The 15,259-nt window shown below is 71.9% G+C and carries 17 protein-coding genes; 7 read left to right on the forward strand and 10 right to left on the reverse strand.

What is annotated here, in order from left to right; translation table 11 throughout:
- Window position 1: 1 nt before the first annotated feature.
- The 3 genes from ACIBFB_RS07730 to ACIBFB_RS07740 all read right to left on the reverse strand — a co-directional run bounded on the left by ACIBFB_RS07730 (window position 2) and on the right by ACIBFB_RS07740 (window position 4,519).
- Complete coding sequence (locus ACIBFB_RS07730; protein ID WP_397227415.1) at window positions 2-1,336, reverse strand: glycine betaine/L-proline ABC transporter ATP-binding protein; 1,335 nt, start codon at window positions 1,334-1,336, stop codon at window positions 2-4.
- The gene (locus ACIBFB_RS07735; RefSeq protein ID WP_397227417.1) at window positions 1,333-2,907 is read right to left on the reverse strand and encodes a GMC family oxidoreductase; all 1,575 of its coding nucleotides are present in this window, start codon (window positions 2,905-2,907) and stop codon (window positions 1,333-1,335) included. Before ACIBFB_RS07735 ends, ACIBFB_RS07730 begins: the two co-directional genes overlap by 4 nt.
- 85 nt (window positions 2,908-2,992) lie before the next feature.
- On the reverse strand, window positions 2,993-4,519 hold the full coding sequence (locus ACIBFB_RS07740; protein WP_397227419.1) for an aldehyde dehydrogenase family protein: 1,527 nt from the start codon (window positions 4,517-4,519) through the stop codon (window positions 2,993-2,995).
- Window positions 4,520-4,842: 323 nt separating this feature from the next.
- Here ACIBFB_RS07740 and ACIBFB_RS07745 point away from each other — a divergent pair, with 323 nt between their 5' ends.
- Complete coding sequence (locus tag ACIBFB_RS07745) at window positions 4,843-5,499, forward strand: class II aldolase/adducin family protein (RefSeq protein ID WP_397227421.1); 657 nt, start codon at window positions 4,843-4,845, stop codon at window positions 5,497-5,499.
- Window positions 5,500-5,599: 100 nt separating this feature from the next.
- Here the strand turns inward: ACIBFB_RS07745 and ACIBFB_RS07750 are convergent, their stop codons facing one another.
- From ACIBFB_RS07750 to ACIBFB_RS07760, 3 genes are read right to left on the reverse strand one after another with little or no spacing between them, the layout of a single operon-like run.
- Window positions 5,600-5,893 (reverse strand): helix-turn-helix transcriptional regulator, encoded by a 294-nt coding sequence (locus tag ACIBFB_RS07750; protein ID WP_397227423.1) that lies wholly within the window; start codon window positions 5,891-5,893, stop codon window positions 5,600-5,602.
- The gene (locus ACIBFB_RS07755; RefSeq protein ID WP_397227425.1) at window positions 5,883-6,737 is read right to left on the reverse strand and encodes an ABC transporter permease; all 855 of its coding nucleotides are present in this window, start codon (window positions 6,735-6,737) and stop codon (window positions 5,883-5,885) included. Before ACIBFB_RS07755 ends, ACIBFB_RS07750 begins: the two co-directional genes overlap by 11 nt.
- Complete coding sequence (locus ACIBFB_RS07760; RefSeq protein WP_397227530.1) at window positions 6,734-7,618, reverse strand: ABC transporter ATP-binding protein; 885 nt, start codon at window positions 7,616-7,618, stop codon at window positions 6,734-6,736. Before ACIBFB_RS07760 ends, ACIBFB_RS07755 begins: the two co-directional genes overlap by 4 nt.
- A 400-nt stretch (window positions 7,619-8,018) precedes the next feature.
- Here ACIBFB_RS07760 and ACIBFB_RS07765 point away from each other — a divergent pair, with 400 nt between their 5' ends.
- A complete protein-coding gene (locus ACIBFB_RS07765; RefSeq protein ID WP_397227427.1) occupies window positions 8,019-8,426 on the forward strand; it encodes a VOC family protein in 408 nt (135 codons plus the stop codon).
- Window positions 8,427-8,459: 33 nt separating this feature from the next.
- Here the strand turns inward: ACIBFB_RS07765 and ACIBFB_RS07770 are convergent, their stop codons facing one another.
- Window positions 8,460-9,248 (reverse strand): alpha/beta fold hydrolase, encoded by a 789-nt coding sequence (locus ACIBFB_RS07770; RefSeq protein WP_397227429.1) that lies wholly within the window; start codon window positions 9,246-9,248, stop codon window positions 8,460-8,462.
- Window positions 9,249-9,406: 158 nt separating this feature from the next.
- Between ACIBFB_RS07770 and ACIBFB_RS07775 the strand changes: the two genes are divergently transcribed.
- Window positions 9,407-9,937, forward strand: a complete 531-nt coding sequence (locus tag ACIBFB_RS07775; protein WP_397227431.1) for a DinB family protein — start codon at window positions 9,407-9,409, stop codon at window positions 9,935-9,937.
- Window positions 9,938-9,988: 51 nt separating this feature from the next.
- Here the strand turns inward: ACIBFB_RS07775 and ACIBFB_RS07780 are convergent, their stop codons facing one another.
- The 3 genes from ACIBFB_RS07780 to ACIBFB_RS07790 all read right to left on the reverse strand — a co-directional run bounded on the left by ACIBFB_RS07780 (window position 9,989) and on the right by ACIBFB_RS07790 (window position 11,420).
- Window positions 9,989-10,477, reverse strand: coding sequence for a fluoride efflux transporter FluC (locus tag ACIBFB_RS07780; protein ID WP_397227433.1), 489 nt, complete (start codon window positions 10,475-10,477; stop codon window positions 9,989-9,991).
- A 57-nt stretch (window positions 10,478-10,534) separates the two neighbouring features.
- Window positions 10,535-10,891 (reverse strand): fluoride efflux transporter FluC, encoded by a 357-nt coding sequence (locus ACIBFB_RS07785; protein WP_397227435.1) that lies wholly within the window; start codon window positions 10,889-10,891, stop codon window positions 10,535-10,537.
- A 67-nt stretch (window positions 10,892-10,958) separates the two neighbouring features.
- The gene (locus ACIBFB_RS07790; RefSeq protein WP_397227437.1) at window positions 10,959-11,420 is read right to left on the reverse strand and encodes a hypothetical protein; all 462 of its coding nucleotides are present in this window, start codon (window positions 11,418-11,420) and stop codon (window positions 10,959-10,961) included.
- A 65-nt stretch (window positions 11,421-11,485) separates the two neighbouring features.
- Between ACIBFB_RS07790 and ACIBFB_RS07795 the strand changes: the two genes are divergently transcribed.
- The 4 genes from ACIBFB_RS07795 to ACIBFB_RS07810 all read left to right on the forward strand — a co-directional run bounded on the left by ACIBFB_RS07795 (window position 11,486) and on the right by ACIBFB_RS07810 (window position 15,226).
- The gene (locus tag ACIBFB_RS07795) at window positions 11,486-13,213 is read left to right on the forward strand and encodes a thiamine pyrophosphate-binding protein (protein ID WP_397227439.1); all 1,728 of its coding nucleotides are present in this window, start codon (window positions 11,486-11,488) and stop codon (window positions 13,211-13,213) included.
- A complete protein-coding gene (locus ACIBFB_RS07800) occupies window positions 13,213-13,803 on the forward strand; it encodes a carboxymuconolactone decarboxylase family protein (RefSeq protein ID WP_397227441.1) in 591 nt (196 codons plus the stop codon). The genes ACIBFB_RS07795 and ACIBFB_RS07800 overlap by 1 nt, the downstream gene beginning before the upstream one ends.
- A gap of 599 nt (window positions 13,804-14,402) precedes the next feature.
- The gene (locus tag ACIBFB_RS07805; RefSeq protein ID WP_397227443.1) at window positions 14,403-14,708 is read left to right on the forward strand and encodes a prevent-host-death family protein; all 306 of its coding nucleotides are present in this window, start codon (window positions 14,403-14,405) and stop codon (window positions 14,706-14,708) included.
- Window positions 14,708-15,226 (forward strand): type II toxin-antitoxin system RelE/ParE family toxin, encoded by a 519-nt coding sequence (locus ACIBFB_RS07810; RefSeq protein ID WP_397227445.1) that lies wholly within the window; start codon window positions 14,708-14,710, stop codon window positions 15,224-15,226. Before ACIBFB_RS07805 ends, ACIBFB_RS07810 begins: the two co-directional genes overlap by 1 nt.
- The last annotated feature ends 33 nt before the right edge of the window (window positions 15,227-15,259 follow it).

Consider the following 15,259-nt stretch of genomic DNA (forward strand, 5'->3'; position numbering starts at 1 on the left):
GTCACCCACCGTCCCCGGTCGGCGCCGGGCCGCCGTGCCCCGTGTATCCGCTGGGGCCGTCGTAGCGGCGCGAGGAGTCGGGCTCCTCCGGCGGCGTCTCGGCCTCCGGAGCGCCCTCGGCGCCGGCTCCGCCCTCCGCGGCGCCCTCGGACCCGGGCTCCGTCCCGGCCCCGCCCGGCCGCTCGGGCGTCTCCGGGAGTCCGCCCCCACCGTGCTCGGCGACCTCCTCGACCGCCTCCTCCTCGATGGCCGCCGCCACCGTGGCGTCGGCGAGCTGGTCCTCGGCGATGGCGCGCAGCACGTCGTCGCGGCCCACGTACCCGAGGAAGGTGCCCTTGTCCACGACGCGGACCGGGGCCGTCGTGGCCGCGAGCATCGGCAGCACCTCCGCCAGGACGGTTCCCGCCTCGCAGACGGGACCGTCGGTGCGCTCCTCCGGGAAGGCGTCGCGGACCAGCCACCGCGCGGTGAGCACGGTCGTCCGCGCGACGTCCGAGGTGAAGTCGGCGACGTAGGCGTCGGCCGGGCGGCCGACCACCTCCTCCGGCGTGCCCACCTGCACCAGCTCGCCGTCGCGCATGATGGCGATGCGGTCGCCGAGCTTGAGCGCCTCCTGGAGGTCGTGGGTGATGAACACCGACGTCTTGTCGAGCTCGTGCTGGAGCCGGACGACCTCGGCCTGCATGTCGCGGCGGATCAGCGGGTCCAGGGCGCTGAACGGCTCGTCGAAGAGCAGGACCTGCGGGTCGACGGCGAGCGCGCGGGCCAGGCCGACCCGCTGCTGCATGCCGCCGCTCAGCTCCCGCGGCCGGGCGTTCTCGTATCCGCCGAGCCCGACCATCTCGATCATCTCCCGCGCACGGGCGTGGCGGTCGGCGCGCGGCATCCCGCGCACCTCCAGCCCGTAGGCCACGTTGTCGATGATCTTGCGGTTGGGCAGCAGACCGAAGTGCTGGAAGACCATGGCCAGCTTGTGGCGGCGCAGCTCGCGCAGCCGTTGCGGGCTGGCCTGCTCGATGTCCTCGCCGTCGAGCAGGATCTGTCCGGCGGTCGGCTCGATCAACCGGGTCAGACACCGGATCAGGGTCGACTTTCCCGACCCCGACAGGCCCATGACCACGAAGATCTCACCGGGACGGACGTCGAAGGACACGTCGCGCACGGCGACGGTGCAGCCGGTCTCCTCCTTGATGCGGTCCCGGTCCGCCGTCTCCAGTTCGGTGCCGATCACCTTGTCGGCGTTCCTGCCGAAGATCTTCCACAGATTGCGGACCGAGAACGTGACGTCGGACCCGCCGCCGTCCGGTCCCGCCGTCCCAGCCGTCTGCGTGCTCATCGGGCGCCCTCCTTCCGAACGGTGCGGTCGGCGCGGATCAGGTCCGCGGCACGCTCCCCGAGCGCCAGCACCATGACCATGGGGTTGGGCGTGGGCAGCGTCGGGAAGACCGAGGCGTCGGCGACCCGCAGACCGCGCAGCCCCCGCACGCGCAGCCGGGGGTCGACCACGGCGGCGCCGTCGTCGGCGGCCCCCATCCTGCAGGTGCCCGCCGGGTGGTACACGGTGTGCGCGGCGCGGCGGCCGTACTCCGACAGCTCCTCGTCGGTCTGGACCCCGGGTCCGGGGGCGACCTCGCGCTTGATCCAGGAGCGGAACGGCTCGGTGGCGGCCACCTGACGGGCGATCCTGAGCCCGTCGACGATGGTCCGCTCGTCGTAGCCGTCGGGGTCGGTGAAGTAGCGGAAGTCCAGCGCGGGCTTGGCCTGGGGGTCGGCGCTGGTGAGGTACAGCTTGCCGCGCGAGCGGGACCGGGGGATGTTCGGCGTCATGCAGACCGCGTAGCCGTCCGCGGGCGACGCGTAGCCCAGGCGCTTCGTGTTGTCGTCGAAGGGGATCTGGTAGATGTGGAACATCAGGTCCGGGCGGGGGTCGCTCTGGTCGCGCCGGACGAACAGGGCCGCGTCGGAGTCCATCACCGTCTCCCGGGGGACCGGGCGCTCGGTCTCCCACATGATGATCGACTCGGGGTGGTCGAGCAGGTTCTCGCCGACGCCGGGCAGGTCGTGGCGGGCCTCGATGCCCACCGAGCGAAGCTCCTCGGCGTTTCCCACACCGGACAGCATGAGCAGGCGCGGACTGTCGACGGCGCCGGCGGCCAGGACGACCTCCTGGCGGGCGTGGACGGTGACGCGCTCTCCGGACTTCAGGGTCGCGCTCACGCCCGTGGCGCGGTCGCCGTCGAAGACGATCCGGTCGACCCAGGTCTCCAGCATCACCGTGAGGTTGTCGCGCACGCCCATGATCGGGTGCAGGTAGGCGACGGAGGCGGAGGAACGGTCGCCGGTGTAGGGGTCGTAGGCGATGGACAGGAAGCCCGCGCCGTCCGAGAACCCGCCGCCGTGCGAGGTCAGGGCGTTGAAGTCCTCGACGACGGGGACGTCCGCCGCCTCGGCGGCCGAGGACACCCAGTCCTTGACCATGGCGTTGCGGTCCTTCTCGGCGACCGGGACGATGTTGCACCTGATCCGGTCGGCGTAGGACTGGACGGTGGCGTTGTCCCACCCCTCGGCGCCCATGGCGACCCACTCGTCCAGGTCCTCGGCGAAGGGGCGGAAGCTGATCAGCGTGTTGTGCGACGAGCAGCCGCCGAGCACGCGGGCACGCGAGTGCAGGATGTGGGAGTTCCCGCGCGGCTGCTCGGTCGTGGTGTACCCGTAGTCGAGGTCGCCGCCGAGGACGCTCAACCAGTCGCGCAGCCTGATCACGTTGGCGTGGTCGCGGTCGTCGGGACCGCCTTCGATCACGCAGACGGTGGTGCCGGGATCCTCGGTGAGCCGGTTGGCGATCACCGACCCCGCCGTTCCACCTCCCACGATCACGTAGTCGTACGTCCTCTGGTCGTCGGACACGGTCTGGTTTCCTCTCGTCGCTTCTCACACAGGGGGATGCCGGGGGATACCGACCTGCGCGTCGTTCTTCCTCTGGTCTCGGGGGCTAGCCGAACCAGCGCTGCGGTTCGGGTGCGAGATTGCGGTAGATGTGCTTGGCCTCGCGGTACTCGTCGAGTCCGGCGAGCCCGAGTTCCCGACCGACGCCGCTCTGCCCGAAGCCGCCCCACTCGGCGCCCGGGAAGTACGGTCCGTAGTCGTTGATCCAGACGGTGCCGTGCCGCAGGGCGGCGGCGACGCGTTCACCGCGGGCGGTGTCGTCGGTCCACACGCCGCCGGAGAGCCCGTAGTCGGTGTCGTTGCCGAGTTCGATCGCCTGGGCCTCGGTCTCGAACCGCTCGACCGTCACGACCGGGCCGAACACCTCGGTCTGGACGATGTCCATGGAGCGGTCGCAGTCGACGAAGACGGTCGGACGGTAGAAGTAGCCGTCGGCGAGTTCCGGCTCGTCGGGGCGCCTGCCGCCCGCGATGACCCGGGCGCCCTCCTCGACGCCGCGCGCGACGGCGGCCTCGACCTTGGCGCGGTGTTCGGCGGAGACCAGCGGGCCGCAGCGCACGCCCTCGACCTGGCCGGGTCCGATCCGGATGGCCTCGGCCCGCCGGGCGAGCTCGGTGGTGAAGGCGTCGTGGATCTCGTTGTGCACGATGAGCCGCGCGCCCGCCGAGCAGACCTGGCCGGAGTGGAAGAACGCGGCGCTGAGCGCGTAGTCCACCGCGGTGTCCAGGTCGACGTCGGGGAAGACGATGTTCGGGTTCTTGCCGCCGAGCTCCAGGGCGATCTTCTTGACCGTGGCGGAGGCCGCCGCCATGATGCGGCGCCCGGTGGCCAGCCCCCCGGTGAAGGAGATGAGGTCGACGTCCGGGTGCTCGGACAGCGGGGCGCCCGCGTCGGGGCCGCTGCCCAGGACCAGGTTGACCACGCCCGCCGGGATGCCCGCCTCGGTGGTGAGCTCGACCAGTTTGGCGGTGGTGACGGGGGTGATCTCGCTGGGCTTGATCACCATGGTGTTGCCCGCGGCGATGGCGGGGGCCATCTTCCAGGCGAGCTGGAGCAGCGGGTAGTTCCAGGGCGTGATCATGCCGCAGACGCCGACGGGTTCGTAGACGACGCGGCTCTGCACGCCCTCGGGAGCGGAGACGAGCCGGCCGGAGTCCTTGTCCGCGAGACCGGCGTAGTGGCGGAAGACGTCGGTGACGTCGTCGACGTCGATCCCGCCCTCCTCGATCGTCTTGCCGGTGTCCAGCGACTCCATGACCGCGATCTCCCTGCGGTCGCGCTGGAGGAGGTCGGCGATGCGCTCCAGGATCCGACCGCGCTCGGCGGCCGTGGTGCTCCGCCACCCACCGTGGTCGAAGGCGCGTCGGGCGGCGGCGATGGCCGCCTCCGCGTCGGCTCGTCCGCCCTCGCTCACGATGGTGAGCACGGAGGCGTCCGCCGGGTCCAGGATCTCCCGGACACGGCCGTTCTGGGCCGCCCGCCACTCGCCGTCGATGTACAGGCTGGTGGCCGTGGCCGAACCCGGTTCCGACAGGTACGGCACGGACGGCAGGGTTGCGTAGGGATCGTTCACGGGTCCGGTCTGCCCGAGATCGGTAGTCACAAACTGCCTCGTCTCAATGGACACTTATGTCACACAACTCCCACAACTCGCCCCTGACCAGCACATGCGCGCCCTCGGGGAGCCGTGACCCGTGGTGAGCGTCACGCGTGGACAGTGTCCACAGGTACTCGGCGCCGAAGGGCCGCCACACAGCGCACACGCCCGTCTGGGGAATATCTGGGAGAGAATTTGACGTACATTGGGGTGTACCTCAGTGGATTCGTCCGGTTCCGGGCGTCCACGCCAGAGCCCGCACCAGGACCGCACCGCCAGCGTGCGCCGAGGAATCCCACATGCTGCTAGAACAGGAACGCCGCGACGTCTGCCTGACCGCACGTAGCCTCGCCTCCGGGGCCGCTCCAGGGGAGTCGGTGACCGTCAGCGTCCGCAGCGGGGACCTCGTGGTCGTCACGCCGTACGGGGTCGCGCCCGACCAGCTCCAGCCGGCCGACTGCCCGGTGATGTCCGTGGACGACCGCGTCCTGGAGGGGCGCCACGACCCGGCGGCCGAGACCACCCTGCACCTGGCCGTGCACCGGGGGGCCGTCGAGCACGGGCGCGACGTGACGGCCGTGGTGAACGCGTTCACCGCCGACACCGTCGCGGTCTCCGCCGTCCTGGCCGAGCTGCCCCCGGTGCACCACCGGGCCGCCGCGCTGGGCGGGGCGATCGCGGTGACGCCCTACACGACCTACGGTTCCGGGGAGATCTCCGACCAGGCGGTCAAGGCGCTCAAGGGGCGCGACGCCGCACTGCTCGCCAACCACGGCGGGGTGGCGCTGGGCCGCGGCCTGGAGCACGCGCTGGAGAACCTGCGGCTGCTCGACTGGCTGTGCGCCGCCTACCTCAGGGCCCGCCAGCTCGGCGAGCCCCGGGTGCTGTCGGAGGACGAACTGGCCCGGGTGCGCGTGCGCGACACCTACGGCTGGGCGGGCCCGGACGTCTTCTAGCCGCTACTCCACTGCCTCCACGTCGCCGCGTACGGCCGCCGCCGTCTGACTCTCAGGCTCTGGAGCCGGCCGAGGGAGGAACCGGGAACGTCGGGGCCGGTCACTGGCCGAGGCGCGGGAAGGGTTCGGTGGAGAAGACCACCTCGACCGGCACCTCGAAGTAGCGGGCGATCCGCAGGGCGAGGTGGAGGCTGGGGCTGTACTCGCCCCGCTCCAGGTAGCCGACGGTCTGGTAGTGGACGCCGAGCGCCTCGGCGAGCTGGCGGCGGGAGACGTTCCGCTCCGCCCGCAGCATCGCGATGCGGTTGTAGATCGTCTCGCCGCCCCCGGCGCCGGAGCGGCCGCGCCGGCCGCCCCCACCGGCGCTCTTGGCCTCGGCCTGGTCAGAGGACACGCTTCATCGCCTTCTCCCTCGCCGCCTGCACCCGCGATCCCGACTCCCGCCGGGCCATCCGCCGCAGCACGCGCAGAGCCACCAGCGAACCGACCACCGCCCACGCCGCCAGCACCGCCGCCACCACGGGCAGCTGCCAGGACCCGGCCGGTTCGAGCGCGGCGAAGTCGGCGGGAAGCGTACCCGCCCGGACGCCCAGACCGAGCCAGTACACGGGTGTCGCCTGGGCGACGACCAGCACCCAGTCCGGCAGGAGTTCCAGAGGGAACATGATCCCCGACAGCATCACCAGGGCCATGATCGGGATCATCAGCAGCCCCACGGCGCGGGGGTTGCCGAAGAGGGCGCCGAGGGTCGCGCCGATGGGGGCCATGGCCAGCAGTCCCAACACGCTCACCCAGACGAGCGTGAGCGCGGCGACCCACCCCTGGGGGCCGAACGCGTCCACGACGAACAGGCCGGGGACCACGGTGAGCGCCACCGCCACGGCGGACATGGCCAGGAGGTGCACGGTCTTGGCGACGCCGTATCCGACCATGCCGTGCGGGGTCGCCTTGGCCCGGAGGAACGTCCCGTCCTCGCGCTCGGCCGCCAGGACCTGGGCCACGGTCAGCGTCCCCAGCATGATCAGCATGAGGACCAGGCCGCCGCTGTAGGTCACCGCGCCGTAGTTGGTGGCGGCGCCGTCGACCTCCTCGTCGGCGAGGAAGACGCCGAGCACGACGAACAGGGCGGGCATGTAGAGGTAGCCGAACAGGTCGGTCGGGTTGGTGAAGGTCCCCCGGAACTCCAGGACGCCGCGGGCGTACCCCGCTCGGACCGCGTTGCTGACGGCGTTGTTCACCGGATCCCCTTCACGAACTCGTGGGCGGCCTGCTCGGCGTCGCCGGACTCGTGGCGGCGGACCAGTTCCATGTAGACGTCCTCCAGGGAGGGCCTGGTGACCCGGAGGTCGGTCAGGTCCTCGCCGTACTCCGCGTACAGTGCGGCGACGTGGCGCGCCGGACTGTCGGTGGTGTGCACCCGCCGCTGGCCGTCGACGCTCCAGGAGACCTCGCTGTCCCGTTCGACCAGCGACGACAGCTGCTCCACGCTCCCGTCGGCGACGATGACGCCGCCCGCCAGGACGAGCACCCGGTCGGCCAGCTTCTCGGCCTCGTCCAGGTCGTGCGTGGTCAGCAGGACCGTGGTGTCGTCGCTGTCGACGATGTCGTGCACGAGGTCGTGGAAGTCGCGGCGGCCCACGGGGTCCAGCCCCGCGGTCGGCTCGTCGAGGAAGAGCACCTCCGGACGCCCGACGACGCCGATCGCCACGTCCAGGCGGCGGCGCTGCCCTCCGGAGAGCCGGTTGATCCGCTGGTCCGCGTGCTCGGCGAGGCCGACGCGGGCGAGCAGTTCGTCGGTGTCGTGGGGGCGGACCCGGTCGGGGGTCGAGTAGGGGGCGTGGAAGCGGCCGAAGTGGTGCAGGAGGTCGCGCACCCTCCAGCGGCCGTGGTCGCGCCACGACTGCAGGACCACGCCGAGCCCGGCGCGCCAGTCCTCCCCGCCGCGCTCGGGGTCGGCGCCCAGAACCTCGACGTCGCCCCCGGAGCGCCTCCGGAAGCCCTCCATGATCTCGACGGTCGTGGTCTTGCCCGCGCCGTTGGGCCCCAGGAGCGCGACGACCTCGCCGCGGTGGGCGGTGAGGTCGACGCCCCTGAGGACCTCGTTCACCCCGTAGCTCATCCGCAGGCCTCGGACCCGGATCACGGCCTCGCCGGAACCGCCCGCCGCCTGGGCCTCCGCTCTGGACAGCGGAGCGGCCGGAGTGTTCGTCACACCACTTCACCTCTTCGTCTTGTTTCTGCTGTCATTGATAGTACTTGTACTACATCTCGAAGCAGAAGGACAACCGGAAGCCGGGCACGTGGACCGCCGTACGGGGCGGACCAGCAGATCATCGGGGCGGGAGACGTGTCCGCATCCGGCCAACGCCCGGCGCGTGGACGTCGGCGCGCCGCCGAGCACACCGCGGGCCGCGCGGGCGATGGTGCGGGGGAACGCGGGTACGGATACTCGGTGATCCGCCGTTCCGACACGTCAGGGCGGTACGGCGGGACCCGGACCGCGATCGTTTGGAGGCCCCATGCGCTGCACCTACATCAGGCTCCTCGTCAACGACTACGAGGCCTGCTTCCGGTTCTACTCCGACGTGCTCAAGCTCCCGGTCCTGTGGGGCGGGACGAGCAGCCGCTACGCCGAGTTCGACGCGGGTTCCACCACCCGGCTGGCGATCAACCAGCGCGAGGTCATGGCGGAGGCCCTGGAGACCGACACGGCCGACCCCGAACTCCCCCACCAGGACCGGCTCGCCGTGGTCTTCGAGGTGGACGACGTCGACGGGACCGCCGCCCGGCTGGTCGCGGACGGAGCGCGGCAGGTCATGGAGCCGAGGGACTGGACCGCGTGGGGCATCCGCGCCGCCCACTTCCGCGACCCCGACGGCTACCTGTTGGAGATCAACCAGCCCCTGATCCCCGCGAAGACGCCCTGACCGCCACGGCGCCGCGCACTCGGACCCGCGCGATCAGGTCAACCCCTCCGGCCGCGGTCCGGCCAGGTGGTCGACGAGCAGTTCGCCCACCCGTTCGGCGCGCTCCACGCCCACGAGGTGCGCGGCGCCGGTGACCACCTCGAAGCGGGAGTCGACGATCCCGTCCGCCAGCCTGCGGCCGTGCCCGGGCGGCAGCAGCGGGTCGTGGGCGCCCGAGACCACGAGCGTCGGCGCGCGCACCGCGGCCACGAGGTGGCGCAGGTCCATCGCGCCCACGGCGTCGCAGACCGACGCGAAGGCGCCGGGGTCGAGCCTGCCGAAGTCCTCCGCGAACCGCTCCACGACCTCCGGGTGCTCGTCGGCCATGTCCGGCGTGAACCACGGCAGCATGACCTCGGCGGTCACCGAGTCCAGGCCCTCGGCCCGGATCCTGGCGGCGATCCGGTCCCAGCGGTGCGACCTGGGCGTGCGCGGCGCGGCAGCGAGCAGCGCGAGGCGGTGCACGGTGCGCGGGGAGTTGGCGGCGATCCACACGAGCAGCGACGAGCCGAAGCCCGCGCCGACCGCCGAGACGCGGGGCAGGTCCCGTTCCTCCAACACCCGCAGCACGTCGAGCGCCATCTCCCCGATCGTGTACGGGCCGTCCGGCGCCGGGGAGAACCCGTGCCCCCGGTGGTTGATCCGCAGGACCTGGTAGTCGCGGGTCAGCACGGGCAGCTGCGCGTCCCACACCGACATCGTCGTGCCGAAGGGCGGCACGAGCAGCACGACGGGCGCCTGTCTCGGACCGTCGAGCCGGTACTGGAGCGGGATGAGGGCCATGGAACCTCCGGGTCGCCAGAGGCCCAGGTTAGCGGGAGAGCCTCCGGGGGTTCCAGAAACACATCTCCGCAGCGATGCGAGTAGAGGACAGCAACTGACCTAGATGGTTCCTAAGGTCGGTACCGAGCACGGAGGACGACTCTCGGGAAGCGGTGGTCATGATGGGGACCCAGGTTCAGGGCACGACGGTGGACGTCGAGCGCGCGGCGCTGCTGCGGATGCTGGAGGAGATGCGCGGGAACATCCGTTACACGGTGCGGAACCTGACCGACGGGCAGGCCGGCGAGCGCACGACCACGAGCGAGCTGTGCCTCGGCGGGGTGGTCAAGCACCTGGCCAGGGGGGAACGCCAGTGGGTCCGGTTCATCCTGGACGGCGACCCGGGCATCGACTACTCGGACCCGGAGGTCGTGGCCGGACACCTGGCGAGCTTCCGCATGGAGGACGGTGAGACCCTCGCCGGTCTCCTGGCCGAGTACGCGGAGGTGGCGGAGGAGACCGAGCGCATCGTCAACGGACTCCCGGACCTGGAGGTCAGCCAGAAGCTCCCGCCGGCGCCCTGGTTCGCGGAGGACGCCTCGTGGACCGCCCGCGACGTGCTGCTGCACGTCATCGCCGAGACCGCCCAGCACGCCGGGCACTCCGACATCATCCGCGAGACGCTGGACGGCCAGAAGACCATGGGCTGACCCGGCCGCACCCGCCCCGCCCCTCCGTCCTGGGGCGGGGCGCTCCGCGTGTCAGCGCTCGGTCGTCCGTCCGCGGCCACGCGTGACCAGCGTGGCCAGGGTGACGCCGACCCACGCCGCCGCCAACCCGCCCAGCAGGTTGGCGCCCAGGAAGACCAGCGCGGCCCCGGCCCGCCCCGCCTCCAACAGGTCGTGGGCGTCCAGGACGTGCGTGGAGAACGTGGTGTACCCGCCGAGGAACCCCACGCCGAGCAGGGGGCGCAACAGCGTCAGACGTGGCCACACGTCGATCACCAGCACCATGAGCACGCCGATGAGCAGACAGCCGGTGACGTTGACGAACAGCGTCGAGACCGCGAACCCGCCCGGGGCGCCCGGCACCAGGGAGTCGACCCCGTAGCGGGCGACCGCGCCGAGCGCGCCGCCCGCCGAGATCGCGGCGAGCACCGGCCAGGGCGCGTCACGCAGTTCCCGGCGCTGCCGGGGGAAGTGGACGTCGATGTCGGAGTCGACGGGCAGCTCCCCGTCCTCGCGCCGCATACCCGACTCCCCTCGTGCACGCCACCGGGCACGGCGATCGTATCCGCCCGGGAGCGGTCAGAGCGCGGCGGCGAAGGCCGCTCCGATGTACGCGGCGCCCAGTCCGGCGCCCACGGAGGCGGCCACGTTGGCGAAGGCGAGGAACCAGGTCTCCTTCTCCAAGAGCCGCAGCGTCTCGTACCCGAACGTCGAGTACGTGGACAGCGCCCCGAGGAAACCCGTCGCGACCAGGGCGTACGCCCACTCCGGCAGGGTGAGCGCACTGACGAGGCCGAGCAGCAGGCACGCGGTCGCGTTGGCGGCGTGGGTGCCCCACGGGAACACCGAGTCGTGGCGCACCTGTACGAACCGGTCGGTGAGGTAGCGCAGCGGGGCGCCGATCGCGCCGCCGACGGCGACCATGAGCAGGGTCATCGGTCCGGCTCCCCTCGTCCGCTCCTCCGGGCACGGCGATCGTACCCGGCCGGGGCCGCCCGCCCCGCTACGGCGCGGGCCGGTGCGGCCGCCCGGACGGGGCGCGGACGGCCGCGCCCCGGACGGCGACCGCCCACGCCACCGTCCAGACGGCGCCGACCGCCAGCGTCGTCCAGGCCGCGACGCCGCCCGCCGGTGCACCCGGGGCCACGCCCGCGGCGCGCGCGGCGAACGTCACCACGCCCACGCCGACCATCAGCGCCCCTGCGCCGTTGACGAGGAGCAGCGCCCAGCGCCCGAGTGCCCCGCTCGGCTGCCGCAGCAACGCCAGGGTCAGGACGACCAGCACCGCGCCGACCGCCGCGTTGGCGAGTTGGCCGCCCAGCGCGTCGTGGGTCGCGTAGGACTCCGGAGGGGCCGGGAAGCCGGGCATGCCCAGCCGCCCCCGCAGGGCCAGGTCGACCTTCGAGACCGCGTAGGCGGCCGCGCCTCCGGCGGCGACGAGGACGGCGGCGGTGTGTCGGTCCATGCCCCGAGTCTGGCGTACGGCGCGTGGTCCGCGGTCCGACCCGCGTTCCGCGTTAGATTCGCCGCATGGATGGAGCCGCCTGCATCGTCAGCTCCCTCGCCGCCGAGGGCGTCGATCATCTCTTCATGGTCCCGGGTGGGCTGAACGATCCGTTCATGCCGCCGATGACCGGGACGCCGGGCGTGCGCACCATCGTCGCGGCGCACGAGGGCGGCGCGGCCTACATGGCCGACGGCTACGCCCGTGCCTCGGGCCGCCTCGGGGTCGCGTTCGGCATCGGCGGGCCGGGCATCACCAACATGGTGACGGCCCTGGCCGCGGCACGAGCCGACCGTTCCGCGCTGCTCGCCATCAGCGGAGAGGTCGCGGTTGGCACCGAGGGGCGCGGGGCGTTCCAGGACGCCAGCGGCGCCGCACTGGACGACGTCTCCGTGCTCAGACCGGTCACGGCGGAGAGTCTCAGCGTGAACTCGCCCGCCAACCTCCAGCCCTACCTCCGTGTCGCGGCGCTCACCGCGCTGCGCGAGCGGGCACCCGTCCATCTGTCGATCCCGCTGGACGTCCAGCGAAGTCCCCAGATCAAGGACTGGACGCCACTACCGGAGGCGGCGTATCGGCCGCTGGCGATCGACCAGGCCGCGACGGACGCCGCTCTGTCCGTGTTCTCCGTCGACGCCGCCGACCCTCCCGTCGCGAACGTGGTCCTCCTCGCGGGGCCGGGAGTACGCCACGCGGGGGCGGAGGCGGCTCTGATCGCCGCGGCCGAGCGCTTCGAGATCCCGGTCGCGACCACCCTCGGCGGGAAGGGAGTGGTCCCCGAGGACCACCCGCTCGCACTCGGCGTCTTCGGTTACGGCGGTTCGCGTTGGGCGAGCGAGGCGATCCTCGATCCCGCCGTCGCGGTACTCATCGTCGTCGGGTCGGCGCTCTCCCAGCGAGACACGATGAACTGGGACCCGAAGATGCTGCCGACGGCCGAACTCGTGCATGTCGATGCCGACCCGAGCCTCATCGGGCGCACATGGCCCTCGAGCCGCCCGGTCACCGCCAGCCCGAGGGCCTTCCTCGAGCAGCTCACCGCCGTCGACGGACCGATCGCCGCCGGGCTGGACGCCGGCCGTGCGGCCCGGCGGGCATTCCTCGGCGACGTGCGGGGCCGCGGACCGCGCGCCTACGCGTCGGGCGACACCACCAGCGAGGCCGTACCGATGCATCCCGCCCGGTTCGTCGCGGAGGCGCGCGCCGCCTGCCCGCGCGACACCGTGCTCTCGGTCGACTCCGGCGCGCATCGCGCCTGGTGCTCGCAGTACTGGCCGAGTTACGGCCATGGGGACTACGTGTCGCTGGCCAACCTGGCTCCCATGGGCGGCGCGATCCCGCTGGGCATCGGCGCCAAGATCGCTCGGCCGGAACGCCCGTTGGTCGTCGCCACGGGCGACGGCTGCATGCTCATGCACGGTATGGAGCTCCACACGGCCGCTCGTTACGGCATCCCTCTCGTGATCCTCGTCTTCGACAACCACGCGTACGGGAACATCTGGTACCGGGCCGAGCCCATGGGGAGCGGACCCGCGGCGTTGACCGACATCCCCGACCTCTCCTGGCCGGAGTTCGCACGCTCGGTGGGCGCCGACGGAGTGTCCGTCGCCCACCCCGGCGAGGTGGGCGAAGCGATCGCGCACGGGCTCACACAGGAGGGGCCGTTCCTCGTGTCGGCCCGGATCGACAAGCGCTATCCGACGCCCATCGCGCCCTGGCGCGAAGCCGTGGCGGAGTGGGAGGACAGCCACTGATGGCCAGGCTTCCCGATCCCGGCCAGCACGCGACGCCCGAGGTCCGAAGCGAGATGGAGCGCATGGCCGCCGTGCGCAGCCACGCGGACGGACGGGCGCGTCTCGCCGAGGTCTACGCAGCGATGTTCAACAACCCCGATGTCGCGAGGGCCGTCGGCGAGCTCGGCGAGCGGTTGCGGTTTCGGGGTGTCCTGCCGGACGAGCTACGCGAGACGGCGATCCTGCGCTTCGCCGCTCGCCGCGGCTTGGACTACGAGTGGGCCCACCACGTGCGCCCGGCGACCCAGGCGGGTCTCCCTGCCGCGTACATCGACGCGTTGGCCGACACCGGTGTGCCCGCGGGCCTCACACGTGTGCAGCACACCGTCGTCCTGGCGGTCGACCACGTCGCCGACGGCGCCGAGATCCCCGACGACGTCCAGAGCGTACTCGTCGAGGCCGTCGGCGTCGCGGGCGTCGTCGAGCTCGTGGCCCTGTGCGGGCTCTACGCCCTCATGGGCTACATGTGCACGGCGTTCGGGATCGGGATCGAGCCCGGACTGCCGTCTCCCCCCTGGGCGGAGGACACACCCACGGCGGAAGGCCCGTGACACGGGGCGGTTCGGGGACCCGCCCTCGGCGATCGACGGCGGCTCCGCCCGGACACGGCGCCCCGGGTCCTCAGAAGGCCCCGCCGCCCAGGGGAGGATCCAGAACACGGATCCCTCCGGGCGGCGGGGTCACGGGGCCGCGCACACGTTCGACCCGCACCGTCGGCATGCCCCGGAGGAGGTGGCCGCCCTCGGCCTGGAACAGGCCGTGGACGACTGGGCCGACCTCCGCTCACGACCACACTGACCCCACACGCCGCCCTCGGTGTCCGAACGTGTGCCAGCGGCGCGGAACGCCACGCGCACGACACCGGGGCGCCCCCGCTGATCTGCGGGAACGCCCCGGGAAAGAGTGGCGAGGATCGCCTCCGCATCCCGCGTGAGTAGGGGAACTGGAAGCATCCAGGTACCACCAGACGCAGGTGGGGACGGGTAGCGGAACTCCCCAGCTACATCCGGGGGCATCCCGGGACACCCCGAAACTCGGACGGCAGTATCACGGGAAGTATCACGACGGGTATCAGCGACGGGGCGTCTGAACCGTTCCCGGCACAGGCGCACCCGTCGCCAATCTGTATAGTTTTCTATACAGTTGAGGCATGGCGATTCTTGAGCACACCCAGAAGATCAGCGTCACCGATGCGGCCAGACGTGGCGTCGCGGGTATCGTCCACGACGCGGAACAGGGCACCGAGGTCATCGTGACCCGTCGGCACGAACCGGTCGCGGCCGTGGTCGCGTTCGCCCGACTCGCGGAACTGGAGCAGGCGGAAGCGGATCTGAGGGATCTCGCCCTGGTCATGGCCCGGGAACTCACGGACAGTGGACGACGTACCCGCATGGACGACGTACTGGCCGCCTTCGGGCACAGCCGTGCCTCACTCGAAGAACTCCCCGAGGACTGATGGCCGAGATCACCTTCACCGACGCCGCCCTCGACGATCTGCGGCGACTCGGCCCGGACGCTGTGCCCAAGGTCCTCAAGAAGGTCCTTCTCCTAGAGGAGGACCCAGAGGCCGGATACCCCCTGGGCGGCGAACTCACGGGGTTTCGCAAACTGGTCGTCGGACGCAACACCTGGCGTGTCGTGTACCGCGTCACCGACGAGAAACGTGTGGAGATCTGCGAGGTCTGGGCCGTCGGAGCGCGAGCGGACGCCCAGGTCTACGCCGAGGCCTCCCGGAGAGTCCGGGCAGCTTCGAAGGACACCCCCACCGCCCGGAAGCTCGCGGTCGTCATCGAGCACCTCGGCAAACCAGCGGAGAAGGTGGCGCATGAATCGCCCCCCGCGAGAGAACCCGTCCCGGACTGGTTGGCCGAACGTCTGATCCACACCGTCGGCATGCCCCCGGAGGAGGTGGCCGCCCTCGGCCTGGAACAGGCCGTGGACCTCTGGGCCGACTTCCGCTCACGACCACACTGACCCCACACGCCGCCCTCGGTGTCCGAACGTGTG

Source organism: Nocardiopsis sp. NPDC050513 (assembly GCF_044457925.1).
Classification (GTDB): domain Bacteria; phylum Actinomycetota; class Actinomycetes; order Streptosporangiales; family Streptosporangiaceae; genus Nocardiopsis.

Bases quoted from the DNA above. Each gene is read 5' to 3' on its own strand.
- ACIBFB_RS07780 (WP_397227433.1), bottom strand. From the start codon at position 10,477: ATGCGGCGCGAGGACGGGGAGCTGCCCGTCGACTCCGACATCGACGTC.
- ACIBFB_RS07765 (WP_397227427.1), top strand. From the start codon at position 8,019: ATGCGCTGCACCTACATCAGGCTCCTCGTCAACGACTACGAGGCCTGC.
- ACIBFB_RS07785 (WP_397227435.1), bottom strand. From the start codon at position 10,891: ATGACCCTGCTCATGGTCGCCGTCGGCGGCGCGATCGGCGCCCCGCTG.
- ACIBFB_RS07810 (WP_397227445.1), top strand. From the start codon at position 14,708: ATGGCCGAGATCACCTTCACCGACGCCGCCCTCGACGATCTGCGGCGA.
- ACIBFB_RS07760 (WP_397227530.1), bottom strand. From the start codon at position 7,618: ATGAGCTACGGGGTGAACGAGGTCCTCAGGGGCGTCGACCTCACCGCC.
- ACIBFB_RS07790 (WP_397227437.1), bottom strand. From the start codon at position 11,420: ATGGACCGACACACCGCCGCCGTCCTCGTCGCCGCCGGAGGCGCGGCC.
- ACIBFB_RS07730 (WP_397227415.1), bottom strand. From the start codon at position 1,336: ATGAGCACGCAGACGGCTGGGACGGCGGGACCGGACGGCGGCGGGTCC.
- ACIBFB_RS07745 (WP_397227421.1), top strand. From the start codon at position 4,843: ATGCTGCTAGAACAGGAACGCCGCGACGTCTGCCTGACCGCACGTAGC.
- ACIBFB_RS07775 (WP_397227431.1), top strand. From the start codon at position 9,407: ATGATGGGGACCCAGGTTCAGGGCACGACGGTGGACGTCGAGCGCGCG.
- ACIBFB_RS07805 (WP_397227443.1), top strand. From the start codon at position 14,403: ATGGCGATTCTTGAGCACACCCAGAAGATCAGCGTCACCGATGCGGCC.
- ACIBFB_RS07800 (WP_397227441.1), top strand. From the start codon at position 13,213: ATGGCCAGGCTTCCCGATCCCGGCCAGCACGCGACGCCCGAGGTCCGA.
- ACIBFB_RS07795 (WP_397227439.1), top strand. From the start codon at position 11,486: ATGGATGGAGCCGCCTGCATCGTCAGCTCCCTCGCCGCCGAGGGCGTC.
- ACIBFB_RS07770 (WP_397227429.1), bottom strand. From the start codon at position 9,248: ATGGCCCTCATCCCGCTCCAGTACCGGCTCGACGGTCCGAGACAGGCG.